This window comes from Providencia sp. Marseille-Q8014, from assembly GCF_965112055.1.
The window spans coordinates 3,703,050-3,724,967 of sequence record NZ_CBCOPT010000001.1 but is presented as its reverse complement, the minus strand read 5'-3'; the positions used below and the strand labels follow the sequence as shown (position 1 = coordinate 3,724,967).

Sequence of the window (21,918 nt, the reverse complement as noted above, 5' to 3'; positions counted from 1 at the left end):
GTAATGGAGCGAGTGAAATTGTAGCCGGAAAGCCGTTTATGTTAAAAAACATTCTCTTACTCACCACACATAAAGAGGATATACAGGTTCATAACATGTCTAGCGGCGTTACAAATATCATCTAGTGTGACTCGGTGGATGTGATGAAACCCTCATCAGGCGTTATGTAAGGCCTCAAAATACTGTTGCCCCAGAGCTCGACTAACAAATGGAATTGCTAGAGGGTGAATAAAGTATATAGCTCTTGATCGGGGTCGCAATTTAAAGCCATTTTTTAGAGGCGGTATTTTATTAAGTTAGCGATAAACCCGTTACTTAGCTCACTTATTTTGGCATGTACTTTATTTTCTTGGGGGAGAGAAAATAGCGGGATTGCCAATAGTGGATTCCATAAGCTTCTCGAGAATCACGTCATAAAGGCCCATTCTAGAAAGTGTTAAGTGATTTGCCATTACTTGCACGTTGGAGAGTCATCCGTTCTTCGGTGCTATGGCAATTGGTATTCGTCATTTTGGCAAAGTGCTCACTCGTATTTGCAGTAACCCTGTTTAATCATGTGTTTTAATGATAATTGATGGCATAGGATTCCCCCTTGAATGATTTATGCCATTAGCATTGTGGGAGTGGGGGAGACTTGCAAAAAGCAATGATGGGTTATTATACGCAAAGAAGAGCATTAATAAGCTATTAATATGATGCAAAAAAGGTTCGTACTGTGGTGGAGGTGACCACTTGGTGTAATAGCCTTTTATCGGTTGTCATCGTCAACGTGAAAAGGGAATAAAAGCGAGACTTTGTTTGTCTATTTTTGTGGTATTTCAAATACTGTTACCGAGCAAAACTGTTCGGTAACAGTGAACAAAGTTTTATTTATCAACCTATTGCTAATTTAAGAGCCACAAGCTGAACAAAATAGTGTTTTAGGGTTGGGGTGTAACTCGCCAGTGCATTCATTGCGTCGGCGGTACGCTTTCAATGTCTCCCATAAGCATGGTTAGCTGATAATGCAGCGACCATCTCATTCACACCGATCGTTAATTTGCTAAATTTACTGCTATCTTTACGCGTCATCACCACAAAAACACCGATGTTTTGTTGTGGGATCATCGCCATATAGCTATTAAAACCACCGCCACCGCCTGTTTTCTGGTAAATACCGGGTCTACCATTTTGTGGTTTCATATATACCCACCCCAGTCCGAGTCCATCTGCATGGCCCGCAACATCCATGCCTTTAACATCAAGCAGCTTACCTCTTGGAAAATAAATACCTTGCTCGCGTGCTGCTGTGGCTTTTCTTAGGTTTTTATCCGTCGATAAAAATTGCTGCATCCATTTTTGCATATCGGCGGGCGTTGAATAGACTCCGCCACTCCCTGCTGCGGCTAAGGTATTGTGGCAAGGGCTGGGTTTTGTTCCCTCCATCAACCTTGCACACTGTGAGGCATTGGGGGTATAGGTGGTTTCCGTCATTTTGGCAGGAGACGTCACATAACGGCTAAATAGGTTAGGGTAGGATTGGCCAGATGCTTTAATCATTGCATCAGCAAGAAGGTCATAGGCAAGGTTTGAATAAGAGGCTTCAGTGCCTGGTGTCGCATCAAGCTTACCATTTTTTAGCCAAGTCCAACGATTGTCTTGGGTTGGCCAAATAAAGACAGGCCTTCCCCATTTACCACCCGGTTGCTCTCTCGGTAACCCACTGGTGTGGCTCGCAAGATGATACAGACGGATAGGTTGCCCACTATTGTTATCAGGAACAGAAACCCCGTGATAGCTATATTGCTGGAGCGGATCAGTGATGAGTAACTTTTTGTCTTGCTCAAGCTTAATCAAAATTTCACTGGTCATGAGTTTTGTAATCGATGCAATACGAACGAGCGAGTGAGGTCCTGGCTTTTTGCCATTACCTGGAGCGGTCTCACCATAATAGCGTGATAATGTTTGGTTATTATCAATGACAATGATAGCCATCCCGCGGGCATCACTTTCGTTAAAAATACGATTCGCATACAGATCGACAATTTTAGCGACACGTTCATAGGTTCTTCTATCACCTTCAAATACTTTCCAGTCGCTAGACTCGGCATCATTATTGCCCTGTAAAAACTTTGGTTGCTTTTCTGTCGTGCTAGAACATGCTGCTAAAACGAGCGACAATGCGGACACTGACAGAATTTTTAGAAATGATTTCTTCATGTTTAGGAGCCAGTCGATATGTAATTTTGCAAATGGTCGAACAGACCAAGGTTATTTTTTCTTTGAGAAGACCTTAATCAAAGCACCGATCAAGATGCCAATGACGAGCCCCGTCGCTATCCAACCTAGAAAACCCATGTGTAAATACCTTTAATAATTCAATAATGTGCATACGCTAACAAAATTTATATAAAGTCGCCAGCAGGCTTGAGGATGCTACTAATTAAATCAAATATTTGACTAAAGTAACATATGTATAGGCTGATAAATAAACAAAAAGCATTAAATAGCCAATAAAGGATATAGAGATTCCGTTTGAAAGAATGCAATCTAATCAGATCTGCAAAGGTAGCCCTGAAGATGCTTTTTTTTTAAGCGAACAAACTGAATAATCAAGATAAATGTTGCTAGTCGAGACAAGGCAAGTATAATAGCCACGTTTTCCAAGAAACACATCACTTCGTGCCGGAGTGGCGGAATTGGTAGACGCAGTTGATTCAAAATCAACCGCCTTCGGGTGTGCCGGTTCGAGTCCGGCCTTCGGCACCACTTAAGTGAAAATAAGACGCTAAAAGGCGTCTTTTTTTATGTCTCAAATTCTCTTTTCACAGCGTTCCTATTCTAATTCATGGCTGTCGTATCCCCCTTAGAGTGGCGATTAATGTGTCATTATCCTTATGATAATATTGTGATTTTCTCGTTAGAATCTATGATTTTAGTTTGATGGGAGCTATTCATATCATATTCGTTATCTAAGCTTATCAGTCACCTTTGCCTGCTGCTTAGGTGTGCTCTAAATTATTGAGTGTTTATGCTTGCTTTGGGGAGAAGAGGATAAAAAATTTGGCATTAACCGATAGATAGGCTGGCATAACTAATTCAAACGAGAAAGCTTATACGCTAACAAACAATGATGGTTTATGTCAGTATATTCACTTTAATAGTTCTAGATATTTGCGTTTTCGCTTTGGCTGCAAATAATATTTGATAACCTTTGCTGTATACTCTGAGCCACTCTTTAGTGGATGCGAGAGAAAAAAGGGATGCAGTCAGAAAGCAAGTTGCTTTAGATATCGACCCACGCGAATACAAGAAAGAATTAAAGGAAGAGCAACAAAAGAAGTTTAATACCTTTGATAAGGTTGCTCGTGATTGGTATGTAACCAATAATAAGTGGTCTGAAGGGCATAGCCACCGAGTGCTAAAAAGCCTTGAGGACAATATTTTTTCTTCTATTGGTAAACGCAATATTGCTGAACTGAAAACTCGCGATCTCCTCTAACCGATTAAAGTCGTAAAAATACCTAGATGTCTTAAAGTGGCAGCACGTTTACAACAACGAGTGACAGCCATTATGCGCTATGCCGTACAAAGTGGTTTAATCGACTATAACCCAGCGCAAAATATGGCGGGTGCAGTTGCCACAGGTAAACGAGTCCATAGAACTGCTTTAGAACTGAAACGCCTAGCTGAACTCATACAGCGTATAGATAGCTATACAGGCAGACCGTTAACCACTTTTGCCGTTAAACTCACCTTGTTAGTCTGTATTCGTTCCTATGAACTCCGTTTTGCTCGTTGGGATGAAATTGATTTTGATAATGCCATGTAGACGATCCCCGCAGAACGTGAAGCGATAGAAGGGGTTAAATACTCTCATCGTGGATCAAAAATGCGTACACCTCATTTAGTCCCTTTAAGCCGACAAGCTATTGAGATCTTAAAACAGATCTACCAATTCAGCGGTAACCACGAACTGATCTTTATCGGCGATCATAACCCTAGAAAATCAATGAGTTAAAACACAGTGAATAACGCATTACGTGTGATGGGCTATGACACTAAGACTGAAGTGTGCGGTCATGGTTTCAGAACGATGGCATGTAGCTCGTTGATTGAGTCAGGCTTGTGGTCTAAGGATGCAGTAGAAAGGCAGATGAGCCACCAAGAACGCAACTCAGTGCGTGCTGCTTATATTCATAAGGCAGAGCATATTGAGGAAAGGCGATTGATGGTGCAATGGTGGGCTGATTATCTGGATGCGAATAGGGAAAAAGAGATTTCCCCCTTTAGTTTTGCTAAGTAGGGTGACTCATTAAAGGCAATTTAAATTAGATTATTTAGTTGTTGGGGTATGAAGGAAGGCTAACAAGGGACGAATCGGGCCAAATGATGAGTACAATTTTGCATGAGAAGGGATTAGCTCTGAGTGTATTGAAACCCATTTCGTGCATATTGGTAAGAACGCGAATCCGTAGTGCGTATAACCATACTCAGTATATGGATGAAGAGAATATGCAGTGGTATGCGAATTACATGGAGGAATTGGAGGGGATTTTGGATAATACGGTGAGTGTGAATTTTTAGTGATAAATAAGCATCTTTATTGATAAACATGAGGATGGCTATTTTTACCAAAATTATTTTTATGTATTTTATAATGACATATAAAATACAATGGTAATTATTGAAAGGATGAGCAAGAAGATTACGATCGAAAAAATAACTCAGCAAGAGCTACTCGCATAGCTCTTGCTATCAGTTCAATGCAAGAGTCGTATCTTCTGTTTGAATATACGAATGTACTAAACTAGCAGAGTGTTATTCACAAAAATACCTAATAGTCTATAACTCACTGATAGTCATCAGCAAGTCCACTACTGAATAATAATTCAGCATTTTCAGCCACTGCAACAGCATCCTGCACATCCTGTCGTTTCAAATCCAAAACTCGTAATTTACCCTTCACTTCGGCGACGGATTCGATTCGCCTGTAAACATCGGAATGATGTTTGGCATATAATGCCAATCCTTTCAGTTTGGGTAAAGCATCAGACAGATGTAGGCCATGTGGATCTACCAAGTCCACAACCACTTTACAGTCTTGTGTTGAAAAAAATAGAAAATCTGGTCGAACAATTTTGTATTGTTCGGCTTCAACGTAGGTGATGCCCAGTGATGATTGCCCGGTATATTGAGGGTTACGATACCAGAAAGAAAATCCTTTACGTTTGGCCTCGGTCTCGAAAACTATAGTTTCCCAATGGTTCAATAGCGCAGGATAGTTTCCGCTTTCATCGCACAGCAGATGATGTTTCCAAGTTGGAAGGTTAGTTTCCTTTTCGCCCTCACGCTCCTTGGTCATTTCAAACTTGTTCTCTGGCCTGATCAGATCCACATCCTGCGGTTCGGTACTCATTTCGACGATCTGTCTATAAGCCTCTTTACGTTCATGTTTTAGCGTTTTGATCTGCGGTAAGTAATCGGTCAACCATGTTTTAACTAATTTATCAGCCTCGGCATCAAAGTAATCCTGCACCTCCATTACTAGCCCCAGGCCTGCGAGGATCACTCGGGCCTCCATGATGGCATCCAAGTATTCTTCTGCATCCTCTTCCCGATTTGCCACTTTATCGGCCAAATATTCGACGTAAGTGCGGGAAACATCCGGGCTGAAGATTCGTGCAGCACGCCGGTAGGCGTCATCGATCACCGCTATGTCCGCCTCCTCCCAGAATTCGTTAAAAGTCATTGCCTTGTTCTTTAGGCTGGCAACCACAGTTTTACCATCTACTACAAGAACTGAATTGCGCTTGTTTTTGATTTTTTCAGTATTCTCGTTCTGAAACGTGTCCAAGGCTTCGTGCAAGGTTGCATGGGCCTTTCTGACAGCATCTTCAAGGATGCCGTCATCGACCAGTTCCTGTGCCAGCGCGGTAAGTCGTCTGGCTGGTCTGGCTCCTTTCTGTGGTCGGGTCTGTGATGGTAGTGCTTCAAAAACCTCCCACACGGCAGCCGAAACAGCCGGGTTAGGTTTCATTTCTACAGGATTAACTAAGATGCGCCCGCCAGGGATATATGTATCATCACCATGAAACAAGGTATTGACGACATCTCTCACGGTCTTGGTATTGAATTTGGGCAGCAGACATTCCACTGAATTTAAACGATCATTACCCGGAATCCTTCTTGCCAGTGGAGTACGCACCATTCGTCCTAGCAATTGCGTAATATGTGTTTTATCGCTGGCAGCGCGGAAGGAGACCATAACTTCTGCGCGTGGGCAATCCCAGCCAGTACTGATGGCATCTTTAGCGATCAGCACACGTACCCAAGTCGATTCTTGAACTCGTTGTGGTTCAATGTAAGGTACTTGGTGTTTGCCGAAATGTTGTGTAGTGTGTTCGCCGAATACATGTGCAACACTGTCAATAGGTAATTCGGGATAACGGGTGAATAGCGTATCCAGCCAGCGCCCGACTTCGTTTGAGTCAGGCGTATTGGGAACCTGGAATACCATCAGTGGCACCACTTTGCGTATGGTTTCCTGCTGTCTTGCGTAATCCTCCCAGGCATCGGTCGCTTCTTTAAGCCTGTCGGCCGCACGGCGTACCCACACGGTGTCGAAGTCACCAGTTTCATCGGGCACACCAAGAATGATGTCGTCCTTGATAAGACCCGATTCTTGTACTTTAGTCGGGTCAACCACCACGTTTGGCAACTTGACATTATGGCCAGCATTCTCAATAGCCTTGTCGAAACGTTCTACTGTGGCAGATATACCCCATACTACCGGAATACCCTTCACCCCAGCCGAACCGTTGATGAGCCGTTGTACAATGGTACTTTTAGCTGCCTCACTGGAAGTCGTTGACGAACCCATACCTCTATGCGCTTCGTCCAGTACCAGGTAAAGGGTGAGGTCCGGGTCTTCAATAGTGTTTTGGATGGTATCCCACAACGTATAAGCCTGTGCATCAGGGGCTGCCTCGAAAAGCCCGCCTTTATCATCGAACCCGCGTACCAATAGGCTGTTCTTGCCAAACTTTTGTGTGTTTAGAAAATAGATTTTTCCAGCCTGAAACTTGTACCGACTGAAAGGGTGTTCAACCACCACCATATCGTTGTAGTTGATACGGTCACTGGCCTCCATCAGGCGAAAACGGGTTTGTTCGTTCAGTGCTGGGTCGTCACTGAACCAGATCACTACCGCGCCGGGATCAGCATCGAAATTAAATTCGTCGTCGCCATGAAACAATGCTTCAAACGCAGCGGCAGCCATAACGGTTTTACCAGCACCGGTCACAGCCGTTAAAGAGAAGGCGCTTTTGTCGTTCTCATTTTGCCAGTAACGGCGAGCCTTCCTGAGATTCACCAGCGAATCACGCACCGCATCGCGCTGGTAGTCCTTTAGAGTGAACTTCATTCTGTTAATTCTCCACTGGTAAAGCTGAAATTGGTCAGATACGACTCGTACAAACGTACCGGCTCCACACCTTTTGGCAGACGTTTGGCTACTGACTGAAAGTGGCGATCATCATCAGTAACGATGAAGGCTAGACGAACGTCAGGGGCGTGTATAATGGCTTGAATGAAAGGTGTGGCTTGATCCACAACAGAAAGGAGGCCATAGGTATCAGTCACAGCCCATCCTTCAGCAGGCAGTTTATCAATACGCTTGCCGCGAGCACCAGCTCGCAGCCATAGTAGTGGCGCAATGCGTGCATAAGCCAAGTTATGGCTAACCGACTTTTCAGCTTCGTAGGTCAGGGTGAAAAATTCGGCGTTTTCCTCGAAACCTTCAGACATTGGAAATTCATCAGTAAATTTGTAGTCGCCTTTAATCGGCTCATCATCAGGAGTTTTGCCTGTGATGGCAGCCTGTACACGCGGTTTGGTGATGTAGTCACAGATACCCCATTTCTCCCATTCGGGGTCTCCAGGACGTAAGCCTTGTTTGCGCAACGTTTTCTGTTCGTCTGCGGCGACTTCGTTATTAGTGACGGAGATACATTGACGGCGACCACCGTCATGCTTGTTCAGGCGCATCACTGCGTGGGCAGTTGTTCCTGAGCCACTGAAGAAATCGAGAATGATTGCTTCGGGTTTGTTTGCAATAAAAAAACGAAGAGCATCTTCGACGGCATAGAGCGATTTTGGAAATGGGAATTTCCGCCCTGGAATAATAGATTTAATAACTCCAGTACCGCCGTGCTCAGCACTATGGGAAGTAAAGTCCCATTGAGTAGTTACATGCTTAAACGTTGCATTTATATATTTTGCAATAACGGATCCATCTGCACGCTTACGCTCAACAATTGCAATTCCATTCGCAATTTCATTACGCGCCTTATTCGGAAGATGCTGAATAATGTAAGGCTGAGGTTCATCTTTTTTACCATTAGCGCGAATATAACCTTCTCCCCACCATTTATCGAATGCAGAGTCAGTATATTCCCAATTCATTTCAGTTCCATCTGAACGAACAGGAAAAACAGCAATAGTACCTTTTGGGGATGTGATGCTTTCACGAGGAACGTCAACAGGCAGAGGAGCTCCACGCCCAACAATGGCACCTGATGCTTCGTCTACAAAAATTGGAAAGAACTGATTTGGACCACAAGCACCTTTACCTTTTCTACCTCTTACAGATGCAAGGTTTCGCCTTCTCATTGTTTCCCAGGAAACTTCGGCACCAATAGCGGCTTCATCAGGTCTACCACTGACTATTGATGCCCCAAATCGTACAAAAAACAAAAACTCATTTGTACGGGCAAAATCACCTGACCTTCCCGTACCTTTAGGATTTATTACAGAAGAAACCATTTCAATCTTTGCATTTGGATATACTTGCTCCAATAACAATCCTAACCGTAAATATTCCTTTTCATCGATTGTTACGATCAATACGGAATTGGAAGGATTCAGCAACTCCCTGGCTACCAGTAAGCGGCGTTCCATAAAAGCCAACCATTTGCTGTGTCGATATAGATCTTGTTCTTCGACATAATCGTTATTGTATTTCCAGTCCTTAGCTCCCGTGTTATACGGAGGGTCGATATAGATGGCGTCCACCTTGCCTCTATGCGTGTAGGTCAATGCCTTCAATACATGGTAGTTTTCGCCATTGATGACAGAGTGGAAGGGCTTATCGCCACCGCGCTGTACTTTTCCTGTGCTGACTAGTCCCGGCCAGATCGTATCCCGAAATTCGGCTATAACCACTAAGTCACTCAGTAGAACAGTCTGAGTCTCGACATCTGCTGCGCCCAGCAATTCCAGGTCAGCTGTCTTATTCACTTTGTGGATGGTTTTCACCTGCCATAGCCGCTGATCGCCTTTCTTAGTGGAGCCACGCTCCGGCAAAATGCGCACCTTGTCCCCCTTGCGCACTGGTCGTAATGGTAACTCTACGACTTCAGGGCTATGACGCTCGAAATTCAGCCCGAAGGGAAGACGCGACGACAGGATTTTGATTTCTCGATCCAAGTCAGCACCCAATTGCGGGTCTTTGGCCTTCGCTTTAGAAATTAAATCAGTCAGCCTAGACATATATTCCTTTCTTCTTATCAATTCTGAGCATTGCAGGTTCTGAACTTTCCGCTCATAGGAGATTCCAATACTTTGATTCATCAACAAAATCAGAACGCTGAAAAATTAGTGGTATATTAACATTAATTAATTAATTCATCGATCCTAAAACTCAACTCATTAGCTATTAGTGGGATACTAGTAATTATTAATGCAGAACAATAAATCAGTTACTGAATAAAGTTCGACATTTTATGATAACCGTCAGCTCGTTACCAGAGGAGAGGATCGAACGGTAAAAGTGTAGCAGTGTTAAATGTAGTTATTTACCACTATCAGTTGGTAACTATTTTTGATATAGGGATGGGGCATTCCGTGATCGACAGTAAGTCTGGTAAAGCCATCCAGCCAGCTTTGGTAGTGACGTAGCAATGCCTCATGGCGGTCATGATACTTTTTCATTGTGAGATTTCTGATGTGGCTTAAATGATGTTGGTGCTATCAGCGGATAGAGGGTAGTAGTGTGGTGGTTATGCTCTGGATTCGGCAATACGTGCTTGTAACCAATCTTCAACTTCACTCTTTAACCAGCGAGAGCTACGTCCTAGTTTTATTGGTTTAGGAAACTCCCCATCTTGGATCAATTTATAAAACCATTTATCTGTTAGTCCGGTTAAACGGGTTATAAATTTCATATCAACGAATTGGTCATCTAATAAGGGAATCGCTTGAGTGCTCATTATTGAACTCCTGTCTTTAAAGTTAAAAGGCAGAAGGGATATCGATGAATATTTAGGGATATCTCTCTTCCAAAAGATATCCCCCTCATGTTTTTTATTGCTAGATTAACGGCTGCATCCAAAAGAACGCTCGCCATCACCATAATATTTTGTATGCTCTTTGGCTAAGTAACTACAGCGCTGGTTTAATTCGAATATCGTACTTTCATTGTTGGTATTATTGTTATCTAGCCAAGTAACTGCATTGTCTGGGATATGAACTAAATAACGCTTGTCAGGGAAGTTAACATCTATAGCACTACACCATGCCTGCTGTATTAATGCATAGAGTGTTCCTTCAGTTTTGATGAAATCACCTAGGTTCCAATAAACATCTTTATTTAATAGCAAAAGTACATGGTAGTGTTTTTTGTTGTTTATCTCACCAAACTCTCTGGCCCATACATAAAACAAGGGGCACGAACGGTTGCGTTTCCATGCTTTATTTTTACGTTTTAAGTCAGCGCCTATTTTTGCTTTTAAAGATTCAAAAAATCGGGTGATGACATTGGAGTCATGTAAGTGAGATATCCTTGATGAAGGAAAGCGCAAGTCCACTCTAATAGCTGTAATACGATTACAGGTTAAGAGTGATTTACGAATAGTGTGGTTTATCTTCTGAATGTAATACTCGTTGTGGGGGGGTCTAGACATGATTGATACCTTTGGTTGGTTTTATTTAATATCTAGAATGGATGCTGTTAAAAATAAGAATTCATCACTTTATAAAAATGATGAACATATGAATTATGTGAGTCAGTGACAGGGTAATGAATAAGATAAAAAGTGTATATGCGATAGGACTATTGGCAGTTAGTGCATTTAGTTTGGCTGAAGAACAACAGCGTTATGCGAACACCACACATACGAGCTCAAATTTTATTAACCAAGGCTACTGTGGTTATTCATTTACCCTCGATAATGGCGGTAACCATATGGTTCTCGACCACGCAGAGTTTGGTGCTTTTGAACCAACGCTGCGAATGAAAGATGGACAAGAAAAAGTATTAGGGGATACGGTACTGGAAGTGGAGCCTTTTGGCGATTCTAGCGCCCCTCGTGCTACGTTTGCAAGATTGGAGATTCCTTGTGAAGATGTTGCTGAATTTGAAGTCGTTAGAGTGGTGAAAGATCAGAAAGGGCGTAAAGTTGAGTTACTGATATCGATCTTTCAGGCCAATAATCCAAAGTTGACTAAGGTTTCGGTGGCGAAAAGTAAGTAATAATTGGTTTATATGACCCGATGTTAACTGCTAAGTTAGCATCGCATTAACATTATGATTATTATGGACGAAGGATAATACTAAACACATTTTTATCCGATGTTAAGTCGTCTTCTGGAGTGGGTGAAAATTGTGTTTTTTCAATTAGTTCCATACCTCTAATGCATAGATTTTGATCATTGTTACTATTTTTCTCATTAGGGATAGCTGAAATTAATTTTCCATCGTCGTTGAGAGTAATTTTAATTTCGCATTCTTTTCCCTTATAAAGGTCTGCATCATAAAACCGACTTTGAATGGATTTTTTTAAATTTGAAGCATAAATATCCATTGGATGCTTATTAGCTGCAGCTGCGTTTAAATAAGCAGGAAAAAGAATGACAAAAAAAAGAATGTAATTTTTTAAATTAATGATCATTTAATCGCTCTATATTTAATAAAAACAGTTTACTTCAACATTTTACGAAGTAAAAAATCAGCTGCATATGCAACTATAGGAATTAAAAATACACCATGTATTATATAAGATGTCATGAACATGTGGCCAAGTACTCCAGTGATTGAACCACTACTGGAGTACTGATTTGGATTGGCAATATAAATATTAAAGTACCAAGTAATTACAGAAAATATGTACGGTAGAGCTATGTAAAATAAAAAACGATAGCCGTTATTTATCTTACTTTTGATGCATAAAAAGAATAAGGGGGCTATAGATAAAAGGTAAATAGCAAAAATGATACTCAATAAGGTTTGATGTTGAAATATAGGCACTGTATTCATTGCATTCGGATACAGCCTGAAAAAAAACTCATGAACCATTTCAAGGTAATAAAATAAAATACCTAATGATAATGAGATATAGGATATTTTAGTAGGCACCTGATATCACCCCACCACGGCTAGGGTAGTAAATATCCAATAGTTGTTTTTTTAGTTCCCAAGGCGAACGTAGCCAAAAAGGCTCTTCCAACTTACTAAAAATTCCGCCACTTTCATGTAACACCGTATAAATACGTTTGGCACATTCCATGATCCCAGCACCACCATATTCAAAGACTAAATTACGTAGGAGTTCTGCTTGTTGTTCAGGTATAACAAATTCAATTATAGCAATATCTTCACCATCGTCTCTCTGGTAAGCTAAATAATCATCCCAATCATAATTTGGGTATTCAAAGAATTCTCCTGAACCCCGGTGTATAGTTACCCCATCTTCACATTGTCTTTTGTAACATCCAGTATATGAGCCTGCAGGGTCATATAACAAAGAACCTTCGCCTTCACCAATAACCAACCCAACATGGCCTATCCATTCGTTGTTTATCATTACATATATTTTGACAGGATTTTCAATGAGTGAATCATTGATTGGGTTTGGATTGGTGATAACGGGAATATTTAAATTATTACTAAAAACATTATTAACAGTTGATGGCGGCTTAGGTGTTGTTATTAGCTGCTTTTGTTCAGTTTCAACGAAAGATCTTGCTTTGGCTGGCTCATCTTCTTTACTGTAGCAATCAGTGATGGAGTTTATCAGTCTTGCTTTGCATGGGCAGGAGCTAAAGCTATCCAGTGTCCCAGCCATCATTCTACCATTACCCCATACATTGCTAACGCCACCAAGTATGTTGTATGTCCCAGAATGCTTTCCACAGGTAACTAGATCGCCCTGACGTGCAGCAGATCTTCCATGAAATATAAAGGTATTATCACCGGTTAAAATCTGACCGCCACATGTTGTTTTATCGCCAACTCGTAAAAAATATCCTATCGGCATGCCTGTCCCTAAACGTAACTGAACTTAAGTTAAATGTTATTGTTGTCCAGTGTTAAGGCATTGACAAGTTATTTTTAACAATTATTAAGGATTACAATTAATAAGAGTAGGGTGTTAGTATTTTAATAATGTCCAACAGGAAGGATAAAAATGGTATTATGTCAGAAGCTTATGTAAGAGAGGGAGTGGTGCTAATTAATTTAGTTCTCAAACCTTAAACCACCGAGTATACATTTAAGTATATAAAAAATTGATTATAAATTTATATCAAACAAAAACAATGCATTGACTATTAAAGGCGAGTCCGGCCTTCGCACCACTTAAGTGAAAATAAGACGCTAAAAGGCGTCTTTTTTTATGTCTCAAATTCTCTTTTCGTAGTATGTAATTACGTTAACTTGTCATAACGTAATTTATTCAATACATCTTCTCTCGAGTTGAATATATCTTTTAATAACAATTATGCTTTTAGTTACCAAAAAAGAGTTTATTTCCATGCCTCCAGCATATCCTTGGTTTTGGTACTTGGAAGACAATATATTCTTTTCAAAAATGGTATTAACCGCTTCTCTCGGTAAGTTCCCAAAGTGCCGTTTTGAATTTTTACTTCATATCGACACCCTGTAGTCAATCGCAACCAATATGTTGACATTGAACAAAGCACCATACTGATTAAATAATCGCAACCAATATGTTGGCATTGAACAAAGCACCATACTGATTAAATAATCGTAACCAATGTGCACTGCTTACAATTAGCGATATGCGCTTAATATTAAAAAAGGTGCATAACGATTAAAAATGGCTGTTTCTGGCCTATCTATAAGCGCTGAGTCTATGACTTTAGGCTCTTTTAAAGCATCGAGGGTAAACCCTGCACCAAGCAGCCCAGTGATATAACTTTCTAATGTTCTATGATATTTAATAACATCCTCAACAAACCATGTAGTGTGGCGTATTGATTCATTTTGGTAGTTATCAACGGGCATACAGACAAATTCACCATTTATATTTTTCATAAATGATGATGATTTCGCAGTACACATTGGGTGTTCGACCGAAAAGATAAATTTCCCACCTGGTTTGAGGTGTGAATATACCTCTTTGGCAAGTTGATTAAAATTAGCAACGTAATGAATCGCGAGAGAGGAAATCACTAAATCAAAACTTTCTTGAAACTTAGGAAGATCAGTCATTGAGGCATGAATATATTCAATATCGTCAGTGTGTGTGATGAGCTTTGCTTGCTCAATCATGTTTGCAGATAATTCAACGCCATAAACTTTTTTGGCTCCCATGCTATGGGCATAGCGAGCAAAATCACCGAATCCACTCCCTAAATCAAGAACAATTTTATCCGTTAAATCCGGTAGTAACACCCTTAGCGCGGGTTCTTCCATTATTCCATTCAGACCCGTGTCATTCATTCTTAAGCTTTTGTACTTCTCAAAGAAAATTGGATTATCATAGATATTCTGTTCAGACATAGTCATATAATTCCTAAGTGATCCTCAATTTGAAATCATAACGTTCAATCGATTGCGATAAGCTATATTTAGGTCATTTCAATAATATAATGAGGTGGCACTTTTGTTCGCACTTTTTGTGTTATATAGGCATGGCTTAACAATATTTTAGAACTCTAGGTAGAGAAAAATGCTCAGAGAGCAATACTGGAGTTATTTTATGTTGTTAAAATAATAATCAGTTCAAAATAGTTGGCGTTATTCTCTACTATTAGTACCTTAACGTTTACTTAGGGATCAATATAAATTAGTTGCTGATGTCCCAATAGAGCACTTAAGAAACCAAGGGTTCACATATTGATTGATTTATAACCAATAATTATAAAGTGTTGTCATAAAATATGACTCTGTAGAAGATTTTGTTGGGTAAAATGAAAATCACTTTGATATTTTCATTTTTTTAGCTACGGAGTTTAAATAATTTTATTAAAGATAAATGAATTCAAGGGATGGTAGATGAGTTTTCGTAATCAGAGAAAAAATAATAATCTATCTATATTGAAATAGATTAAGTTTATTTAATCAGATTACAGCTCTTATCTGGCCACATCATTCTTTGGCCTGCTTTTTCTGTAATCTGATATGGTACAACCCATAATCTCAAGGTATCTGAAAAAGCAAAATGTTGTTGTATTGGTTGACTAAAATCATCATGTGCTGGATAGATTAAATACATCTCACCTTCTCCATTAAGATATTTTTGTCCATAGGCAAACATTTGGTAGAAGTCCGATTGTGATAGCCCATATAGCGATTTTTTTCTTTGTTTGCAATTTATTAACTTCCATTTAGTGTCCATCACTATTTTAGCTTTAACAGGCTGGCGTGATTGAATTAGCAGGTCTGGGCGAAGTTTAAAACAGTTATTATTGCCATGTGTTACTAAGGAATAACTGCTTACTTGTGCTGCAATTTTAAATTCCGGAGGCAATTCATTGTGGATGGTTTGTGCAACAAAAGCCTCAAATATTGCTTCCATAGGAAATAAAAGTGATATTGCTTTAACATTTCCTTGTAAAGAGGTTGGGCTCATTCCCCTGAGAATTAATTGTGCCCAAATGAGTGGTTCATGATAATGAGCCATGCCGCGTTCCAAGCGTAGGCTATTTATATCGCTTTCAATATCACGACTCAGTGGAATACCGTCAAAAGCAAAGCGTAATTCGTAAAGCCAGCGTTGATTCTCTGATGATAATTTTAAACTAACCAACGTATTTAGTGCGGAGTGTAAAAGCCGATTGGCTGCGCAATCAGGCATGTATTCATCATACTCAATACAAAATCTATGACGATTCACTATGTTATGTCGTAATTGTTCTGAAAGAATTAACTTTCCTTTCATATATGACGAGTTATTTTGCTCACTTACATAATTTGAACGTAAACCTTGTTTAATTAATAGGCTAACGCTATACAAAAATTGGTGGATAAAAATTTCAAGTAGCGGTGTATGTTGAGTTTGTAGCGTTGTCTGTTGTGTTCGAAGATGTCGAAAGTTAGGAAGATGGCTTAACATTGTAAGAAAGGCTTCTCGTGCACTCTTACTCGTGAGGTTTTTACCAATTTTAGGTAATATCTCAAGCTGTGTGCCATGAGGTGTATATAAGACTCCAGCGTAGTTTTGTACCTGAAGTAATTTAAAACCTGAGCGTGAAGTCAATTTGAATAATTTGCTTCCTTGAGGAGTTGCTAAACTCAGTTGCTCTAAATAATCAAAGAGTTCTGGATGAAGTATTCTCACGCCAGTAGGCGATGATTTTTCTCTTCCTAAAAGGTCATACTCGAAAATAGAAATGACTTCATCCATATATTTCTAGCCTACTTATAAAAAGGGGATTATTGTGGTTGATAAATTGCTTTATAGGCTTGTGGGGTATCCCAAATTTCCTGATCAAATGCCTCTAATTCATATGTTGTTAATTGCTGAATATGGCTTCCTAATGGATGATCGCTACCAAAAAGCGTATCTAAATCGTTATTTTTTTCAATGACGAATTGTAAATGCTCTTCAGATTTTTGATTATCAGCAAGTACTAATCTAATCTTGCTCCAGTCATCGAAGAAATATTCCTGCAAGAGAGGGATAATTTTATTCTGAAATACCCACTTTAATTGTTCAAATGCGGAATCTTCATCGTGAGTATCGAGTGCTTTTTTTACGGGTATAAAGAATGCATGTCCTAATGTGTGTTCTCTATCATAAAGTGCTTCGATACGGCTGTTAAGTCTTTCTAGCAAAGGCTCAAGTTCAATACCTTTAACTTTTATATCACTTAATAAAGATAGATCAGGCATCATTTCAATAAAGTCAAAGCGGCGGCGTAAAGCCGTGTCCATCATAGCTAAAGAACGATCTGCGGTATTCATGGCTCCAATAATATCAACATTGGCGGGAACACTGAAATGAGCACGGCTATAAGACAGTTGCAGGCTCATGGCATTGGGCATGCCAGCCCGTTTGTCCACTTCAATGAGCGAGATCAGTTCACCAAAAATTTTGGAAATATTGCCGCGATTGATTTCATCAATGAAAATAGCATAGCGATGCGCTGGGTCGGCATTGGCGCGTTGACATAGGCGCATAAAGATACCCGGCTCAATAGGGTAAGAGATGTTGCCATTTTCGTCAGAGCGAGGGCGGATACCCTCAATAAACTCTTCGTAGCCGTAAGATTGATGAAAAGTAACCACAGCAAAACGTTGGATGGCTTCCTCAGGTTTAGGGCCATGTTTAAGCTCGGTGTAAAGTGCGAGCAAATCCTCTACTTGTTCGAGCTGTGCATCAATTAGCAGCCACTCGCTATTATCTGTTTTATTAAATATCGCAGGTTCACGCCGATTCTTATAATCAACGGTTAATGATTCGGGAACGGTATAGGCTTGCAACGTAGCCCAAGCTGTATTTGATAAATTGCTATTACGGTCATTTAATAATGCTTTACGCTGAAACCATGTATGTTCAATAAGTTGGCGCACTTTTGCGCGTTTATTAAGATCAAGCAACACTAACGTTATCACCTGCATCCAGTTTAATGGCTCAAGGCGAGAATCCAGCCAAGCATCGCGGTCGGCTGGTATAGCATGAGAGGTGTACTCTTTCATTTTTTGCTGCAACGTGTAAGTCTTACCTGTGCCTGGTGGGCCAAAGTAGATCACGTTAGTTGGTTGATGTGAAAGGGTCTTAGTGGTGTTGGGTTCATGACTGGCGGTTAATCGGGGGGTAGGTACCGTTTTCTTTTTTTGTTGATTATCACGTTCACGGAGCAACTCATAGAGATGCCAAGTAGCCATATTCACGTAATAAGGATCTATATTGGGAGATTGAGCGTGGATAGCTTGCTTCAATTCGTGGTTTTTTTGTAACCAATTTCCCTTCAGTACCAAACCGAGGTGAAATTGCTTATTAAGGAAATCTGCTGTTTTAGAAAACGCATTTTCGTCCACTGTGCTGGTGCAGATTTCGGGTGAAAAGGCGGCAAATACACGATTTTTTAAGCTCCAGTACATACGCTTAAATTGCCCATTTTTTTTGGCCTCTTGCAGAGCATCGTTGACGTATTGGTAGGTTGCTTCATCTGGCTGCTGACGAATGCGCTCAGTGAGTTCTCTAAGTAGTGGGAGATTCTGTTCGTATTCAACTAAAGATGGAACACCTTGTTTAATACTCGCAATACCATTACTACGTTCATACCATAGTCGTTTTAGCAAATCATCGGTTTCAGGCATCAAGAATGTTGACGTTTTCTGTAGCTGTGCTGTTAATTCTCGGTATCGTTTATTCCACTTTGACAGAGAATAGTTTTTATCTTTTGCCAAAGTGTTAATCAATTCACTTAGAGTCAGCTTACCCGCCTCAACATTATCCACAAGAGCCATTGTGATGTTTCCTTTACTATGTGATACGACTGATTATTTAAATTTTTACTTTTATTTTTAGTTATTTGATTCTAATACAATCAGTTAATCTTACTAGTAAAATTAACTGATTGTATTATTTTTTAAGTGTCCAAGAAAAGTTTTTAGATAAATTAATTCAACGCGTATTACTGCTTGGTTTTTAATCATTAAAATAGATTCACATAGTGCCCCCTTAATTTTTTGCAGAATATCTTAGAAAACGGGGTGGTTTAACGCTTGAGTGGTGGATGATTTTATAGTTATCACTATGCCATCTATCTAATTTAAGTAAAAAATTATCGGTTTGCTCACTTAAGCATTCATCGTGTAATGAACGACTAAAACGAGTTCAGTATAATTTAGCTATTTTTTAGTATATGTTTAAATCCTTACAACAAAACCACTAACTTAAAGGCTAATGGATCCATGACCCGAGTATTATCAGCTGAAAACTATCAAAAGATGCCGTGGAAAAATGGGCAGGGTTTTACTTTAGAAATTGCGCGTAGTCACGGTGTTGGGTTGACTGATTTTGATTGGCGCGTTTCTATTGCAGATGTTAAAACAGCAGGCGCTTTCTCCCATTTTCCAAATAGAAAACGGATCATTGGTGTACTTGATGGTGGTTCGGGGCTGGCTCTACATATTGACCAAAAAGCAGCGGTAACATTGCGGCAAAAACAATTTTTTGCATTTCATGGAGAAAGTGATGTTTATGCTGAATTGTTAGATGAGGCCATTCGTGATTTTAACCTTATCTATAATCCGGAAAAATATGCGGCTCACTTTCATTGGTTCCATACACAGCAAAGTCCTGTTCCATGGATTAGTGATGCCGAGCGAGTATTGATATTTAATATCGCAGACCAACTTAATGTCACTGTCGATGGCAAGTCTTATGCTTTGAATGCATTTGAAACATTGTTGGTGGAAAATGAAGGGAATTCATTAGCGTATATTGCAGCATCTCTATCAGAATATGACTTTTGTCTTATTGAGTTATTCTCTAAGTCATAATCTTTTATCTTAGTTGGTAACGCTGTTCTTTTTTATAAAATGAACAGCGTGAATGAAGATTGTTTTTTTATCTTTATTAATTCTAAATAATAAAGTTTTTTACTAAAAAACAACGGAAATGAAAGAGGTAAAGTCTCACATACCCTTAATCTGATTATCGCTATCTATAATAAATCTCCGTGCTTTTATATTCTTTATTATTAAAGTGTGTTGTGATGTTCATATTTGGAGCGATTGGAGAGAATAACATTATTCGCGGTGTCACACTGATGATATTGGGTTTTTATGCTATATTAATAAAGAATATAGCTAATTAATCAAATAGTGATTAATTAATTTTTCTGTCATGAGTTTGACACATGACTGTCATTATTCTAGCTTAGATTTGCAATAACTAAACTAGGAGACAATATTATGTTTAGTTTGGATGCTTTGTTGCAAGATATATTTCCTGAGCGATCCCCTCCCGCTTGGCAACGTAATTTACTGAAAATACTTTTACTGGAAAAAGAATTTAAACAGTTTGCAGAAGACTATCCACATTTAAAAGGAATAGATCTCGTTGAGCAAATAGTTGAGCATTTTAATATTAGTTGTGAATTAGTTGATGGCGACCTAGAAAATATCCCTTCTCAAGGCCCTGTTGTGTTAGTGGCAAATCATCCGATAGGTTCGTTAGATGGTTTAGCCATCTTGCGAACCGTAGCAACCATTCGACCAGATGTTAAAATCGTTGCAAACCAACTTTTAAATTATATTGAGCCACTAAGTAGTTTATTTGTTCCTGTCGATAATATGGGGAACCGTACGAGCAGAAAACAAATTGAAGCGATGCAGCAGCATCTAGATAAACAGGGGGCTTTGATCTTATTTCCTGCGGGTGAAGTTTCTCGATTGAGTGCTAAAGGCATTCGTGATGGTCATTGGCATACTGGCTTTTTGCGCTTAGCTGCTAAAGCGCGAGCCCCAATCGTGCCTATTCATGTTAGTGGGCGAAATAGCCATCTATTTTATTTGACCTCATTTATTTATCGTCCTTTATCTACCCTATTATTAGTGCGTGAAATGTTTAAGCAACGGGGCGGACGAATAAAAATTCGTATTGGTGGTCGTATTCCCTTTACTCATTGGCATGATGGGCATACGCGAGCGCATGATCTTGCTGAGCGTTTTCGTCGCCATACTTATCTTCTAGGGCAAGGAAAAGAAGGGTTATTTATTAGTGAGTCCGCGATTGCTTTACCTGAAGATCGCCTTGAATTAAAAAAGGCATTAAGCGCATGCGAACGATTAGGTACAGCTCCAGACGGCAAGGCTATTTTTCTTTATCGTCGAAAAGATGAAGAGAGAACCCCAATTTTACGTGAACTGGGTCGATTACGAGAAATTGCTTTTCGGGCAGTCGGTGAAGGTTCGGGAAGGCGGCGAGACTTAGATACTTATGACGATGATTATTATCATTTGGTGTTATGGGATGAAAATGAATTAGAAATTGTTGGCGCTTATCGTTTTATTCCTACTGCTGAACAATTGGCAAAAAAAGGAATTGAAAGCATCTATAGCCATACGTTATTTCATTATGATAAAGAAATGCTTCCCATCCTTGCGCAAGGCATAGAATTAGGCCGTAGCTTTATTCAACCGGCATATTGGGGAAAGCGGGGACTTGATTACCTTTGGTTGGGAATCGGGGCTTATCTTGCTAAATATCCTCAATATCGTTATTTATTTGGTCCCGTATCAATATCTGGTGCGATGCCTATTGCGGCGAGAGACTTATTAATTGCTTTTTATCGGCTTTATTTTTCGCCCGAACATGTAATAGCACAGTCTCGTCGACCATACCCTGCATCACTGCCACAGGTATTAGCGCAATTTTCAGGGGATAATTATCAAGAAGATTTAATTAAACTGAAGAGCCTTTTGAATAATATTGGTTGTTCTATACCGACTTTATACAAGCAATACACTGAACTCTGTGAGCCAGGTGGGGTACAGTTTATTGATTTTGGCACTGACCCCGCCTTTAACAATTGTATTGATGGGTTGGTGTTAGTGGATTTGACGAAACTCAAACCTACGCGCTACCAACGCTATGTCGCAGTACATCAGGTATAGCAAATGAAATCGTGCTTTGAGAAACAATGCCGTGCTAGCACACGGCATTGAGGTTGTTGACAACG

Annotated in this window: 14 protein-coding genes, 1 tRNA gene and 1 pseudogene; 6 read left to right on the top strand and 10 right to left on the bottom strand. The window is 39.9% G+C overall.

Translation table 11 applies throughout. The features are described from left to right. Nucleotides 1-972: 972 nt before the first annotated feature. Nucleotides 973-2,199 carry a D-alanyl-D-alanine-carboxypeptidase/endopeptidase AmpH gene (gene ampH, locus ACWPW6_RS16555; protein WP_249999424.1) on the bottom strand — a complete coding sequence of 409 codons (1,227 nt, stop codon included), beginning with the start codon at nucleotides 2,197-2,199 and terminating at the stop codon, nucleotides 973-975. A 464-nt stretch (nucleotides 2,200-2,663) separates the two neighbouring features. Between ampH and ACWPW6_RS16550 the strand changes: the two genes are divergently transcribed. The 3 genes and pseudogenes from ACWPW6_RS16550 to ACWPW6_RS16540 all read left to right on the top strand — a co-directional run bounded on the left by ACWPW6_RS16550 (nucleotide 2,664) and on the right by ACWPW6_RS16540 (nucleotide 4,566). Further along, nucleotides 2,664-2,748: transfer RNA gene (locus tag ACWPW6_RS16550), tRNA-Leu, on the top strand. 321 nt (nucleotides 2,749-3,069) lie between these two features. Further along, nucleotides 3,070-4,285, top strand: a pseudogene (locus tag ACWPW6_RS16545) (tyrosine-type recombinase/integrase). Between the two features lie 83 nt (nucleotides 4,286-4,368). Beyond that, nucleotides 4,369-4,566 (top strand): hypothetical protein, encoded by a 198-nt coding sequence (locus ACWPW6_RS16540; protein ID WP_257759868.1) that lies wholly within the window; start codon nucleotides 4,369-4,371, stop codon nucleotides 4,564-4,566. A gap of 265 nt (nucleotides 4,567-4,831) precedes the next feature. Here ACWPW6_RS16540 and ACWPW6_RS16535 read toward each other — a convergent pair whose 3' ends face one another. The 4 genes from ACWPW6_RS16535 to ACWPW6_RS16520 all read right to left on the bottom strand — a co-directional run bounded on the left by ACWPW6_RS16535 (nucleotide 4,832) and on the right by ACWPW6_RS16520 (nucleotide 10,943). Next, nucleotides 4,832-7,405, bottom strand: a complete 2,574-nt coding sequence (locus ACWPW6_RS16535) for a DEAD/DEAH box helicase (RefSeq protein ID WP_249999422.1) — start codon at nucleotides 7,403-7,405, stop codon at nucleotides 4,832-4,834. Further along, a complete protein-coding gene (locus ACWPW6_RS16530; protein WP_272683008.1) occupies nucleotides 7,402-9,531 on the bottom strand; it encodes a site-specific DNA-methyltransferase in 2,130 nt (709 codons plus the stop codon). Before ACWPW6_RS16530 ends, ACWPW6_RS16535 begins: the two co-directional genes overlap by 4 nt. Nucleotides 9,532-10,040: 509 nt before the next feature. Continuing rightward, entirely contained in the window at nucleotides 10,041-10,250 is a 210-nt protein-coding gene (locus ACWPW6_RS16525; protein WP_249999418.1) for a helix-turn-helix transcriptional regulator, read from the bottom strand. A gap of 105 nt (nucleotides 10,251-10,355) precedes the next feature. Then, nucleotides 10,356-10,943, bottom strand: coding sequence for an inovirus Gp2 family protein (locus tag ACWPW6_RS16520; RefSeq protein WP_249999417.1), 588 nt, complete (start codon nucleotides 10,941-10,943; stop codon nucleotides 10,356-10,358). Nucleotides 10,944-11,059: 116 nt separating this feature from the next. On the opposite strand from ACWPW6_RS16520, the gene ACWPW6_RS16515 reads away from it, so the two are divergent. Beyond that, nucleotides 11,060-11,512 carry an IrmA family protein gene (locus ACWPW6_RS16515; RefSeq protein ID WP_249999415.1) on the top strand — a complete coding sequence of 151 codons (453 nt, stop codon included), beginning with the start codon at nucleotides 11,060-11,062 and terminating at the stop codon, nucleotides 11,510-11,512. Between the two features lie 61 nt (nucleotides 11,513-11,573). Here ACWPW6_RS16515 and ACWPW6_RS16510 read toward each other — a convergent pair whose 3' ends face one another. The 5 genes from ACWPW6_RS16510 to ACWPW6_RS16490 form a co-directional block, all read right to left on the bottom strand. Continuing rightward, entirely contained in the window at nucleotides 11,574-11,930 is a 357-nt protein-coding gene (locus tag ACWPW6_RS16510) for a cell envelope integrity TolA C-terminal domain-containing protein (protein WP_249999413.1), read from the bottom strand. A 453-nt stretch (nucleotides 11,931-12,383) separates the two neighbouring features. Beyond that, nucleotides 12,384-13,295, bottom strand: coding sequence for a PAAR domain-containing protein (locus ACWPW6_RS16505; protein WP_163863143.1), 912 nt, complete (start codon nucleotides 13,293-13,295; stop codon nucleotides 12,384-12,386). A 755-nt stretch (nucleotides 13,296-14,050) separates the two neighbouring features. Further along, on the bottom strand, nucleotides 14,051-14,782 hold the full coding sequence (locus ACWPW6_RS16500) for a class I SAM-dependent methyltransferase (protein ID WP_163863140.1): 732 nt from the start codon (nucleotides 14,780-14,782) through the stop codon (nucleotides 14,051-14,053). A gap of 553 nt (nucleotides 14,783-15,335) precedes the next feature. After that, complete coding sequence (locus tag ACWPW6_RS16495) at nucleotides 15,336-16,628, bottom strand: McrC family protein (protein ID WP_249999411.1); 1,293 nt, start codon at nucleotides 16,626-16,628, stop codon at nucleotides 15,336-15,338. A 29-nt stretch (nucleotides 16,629-16,657) separates the two neighbouring features. Continuing rightward, complete coding sequence (locus ACWPW6_RS16490) at nucleotides 16,658-18,697, bottom strand: McrB family protein (protein ID WP_196713676.1); 2,040 nt, start codon at nucleotides 18,695-18,697, stop codon at nucleotides 16,658-16,660. 447 nt (nucleotides 18,698-19,144) lie between these two features. On the opposite strand from ACWPW6_RS16490, the gene ACWPW6_RS16485 reads away from it, so the two are divergent. After that, nucleotides 19,145-19,735 carry a HutD/Ves family protein gene (locus ACWPW6_RS16485; RefSeq protein WP_249999409.1) on the top strand — a complete coding sequence of 197 codons (591 nt, stop codon included), beginning with the start codon at nucleotides 19,145-19,147 and terminating at the stop codon, nucleotides 19,733-19,735. A 414-nt stretch (nucleotides 19,736-20,149) separates the two neighbouring features. Continuing rightward, nucleotides 20,150-21,853, top strand: a complete 1,704-nt coding sequence (locus tag ACWPW6_RS16480) for a lysophospholipid acyltransferase family protein (protein WP_154622004.1) — start codon at nucleotides 20,150-20,152, stop codon at nucleotides 21,851-21,853. Nucleotides 21,854-21,918 lie beyond the last annotated feature (65 nt).

Coding starts and splice junctions, on each gene's coding strand:
- ampH (WP_249999424.1), bottom strand. CDS start 2,199: ATGAAGAAATCATTTCTAAAAATTCTGTCAGTGTCCGCATTGTCGCTC.
- ACWPW6_RS16540 (WP_257759868.1), top strand. CDS start 4,369: ATGATGAGTACAATTTTGCATGAGAAGGGATTAGCTCTGAGTGTATTG.
- ACWPW6_RS16535 (WP_249999422.1), bottom strand. CDS start 7,405: ATGAAGTTCACTCTAAAGGACTACCAGCGCGATGCGGTGCGTGATTCG.
- ACWPW6_RS16530 (WP_272683008.1), bottom strand. CDS start 9,531: ATGTCTAGGCTGACTGATTTAATTTCTAAAGCGAAGGCCAAAGACCCG.
- ACWPW6_RS16525 (WP_249999418.1), bottom strand. CDS start 10,250: ATGAGCACTCAAGCGATTCCCTTATTAGATGACCAATTCGTTGATATG.
- ACWPW6_RS16520 (WP_249999417.1), bottom strand. CDS start 10,943: ATGTCTAGACCCCCCCACAACGAGTATTACATTCAGAAGATAAACCAC.
- ACWPW6_RS16515 (WP_249999415.1), top strand. CDS start 11,060: ATGAATAAGATAAAAAGTGTATATGCGATAGGACTATTGGCAGTTAGT.
- ACWPW6_RS16510 (WP_249999413.1), bottom strand. CDS start 11,930: ATGATCATTAATTTAAAAAATTACATTCTTTTTTTTGTCATTCTTTTT.
- ACWPW6_RS16505 (WP_163863143.1), bottom strand. CDS start 13,295: ATGCCGATAGGATATTTTTTACGAGTTGGCGATAAAACAACATGTGGC.
- ACWPW6_RS16500 (WP_163863140.1), bottom strand. CDS start 14,782: ATGTCTGAACAGAATATCTATGATAATCCAATTTTCTTTGAGAAGTAC.
- ACWPW6_RS16495 (WP_249999411.1), bottom strand. CDS start 16,628: ATGGATGAAGTCATTTCTATTTTCGAGTATGACCTTTTAGGAAGAGAA.
- ACWPW6_RS16490 (WP_196713676.1), bottom strand. CDS start 18,697: ATGGCTCTTGTGGATAATGTTGAGGCGGGTAAGCTGACTCTAAGTGAA.
- ACWPW6_RS16485 (WP_249999409.1), top strand. CDS start 19,145: ATGACCCGAGTATTATCAGCTGAAAACTATCAAAAGATGCCGTGGAAA.
- ACWPW6_RS16480 (WP_154622004.1), top strand. CDS start 20,150: ATGTTTAGTTTGGATGCTTTGTTGCAAGATATATTTCCTGAGCGATCC.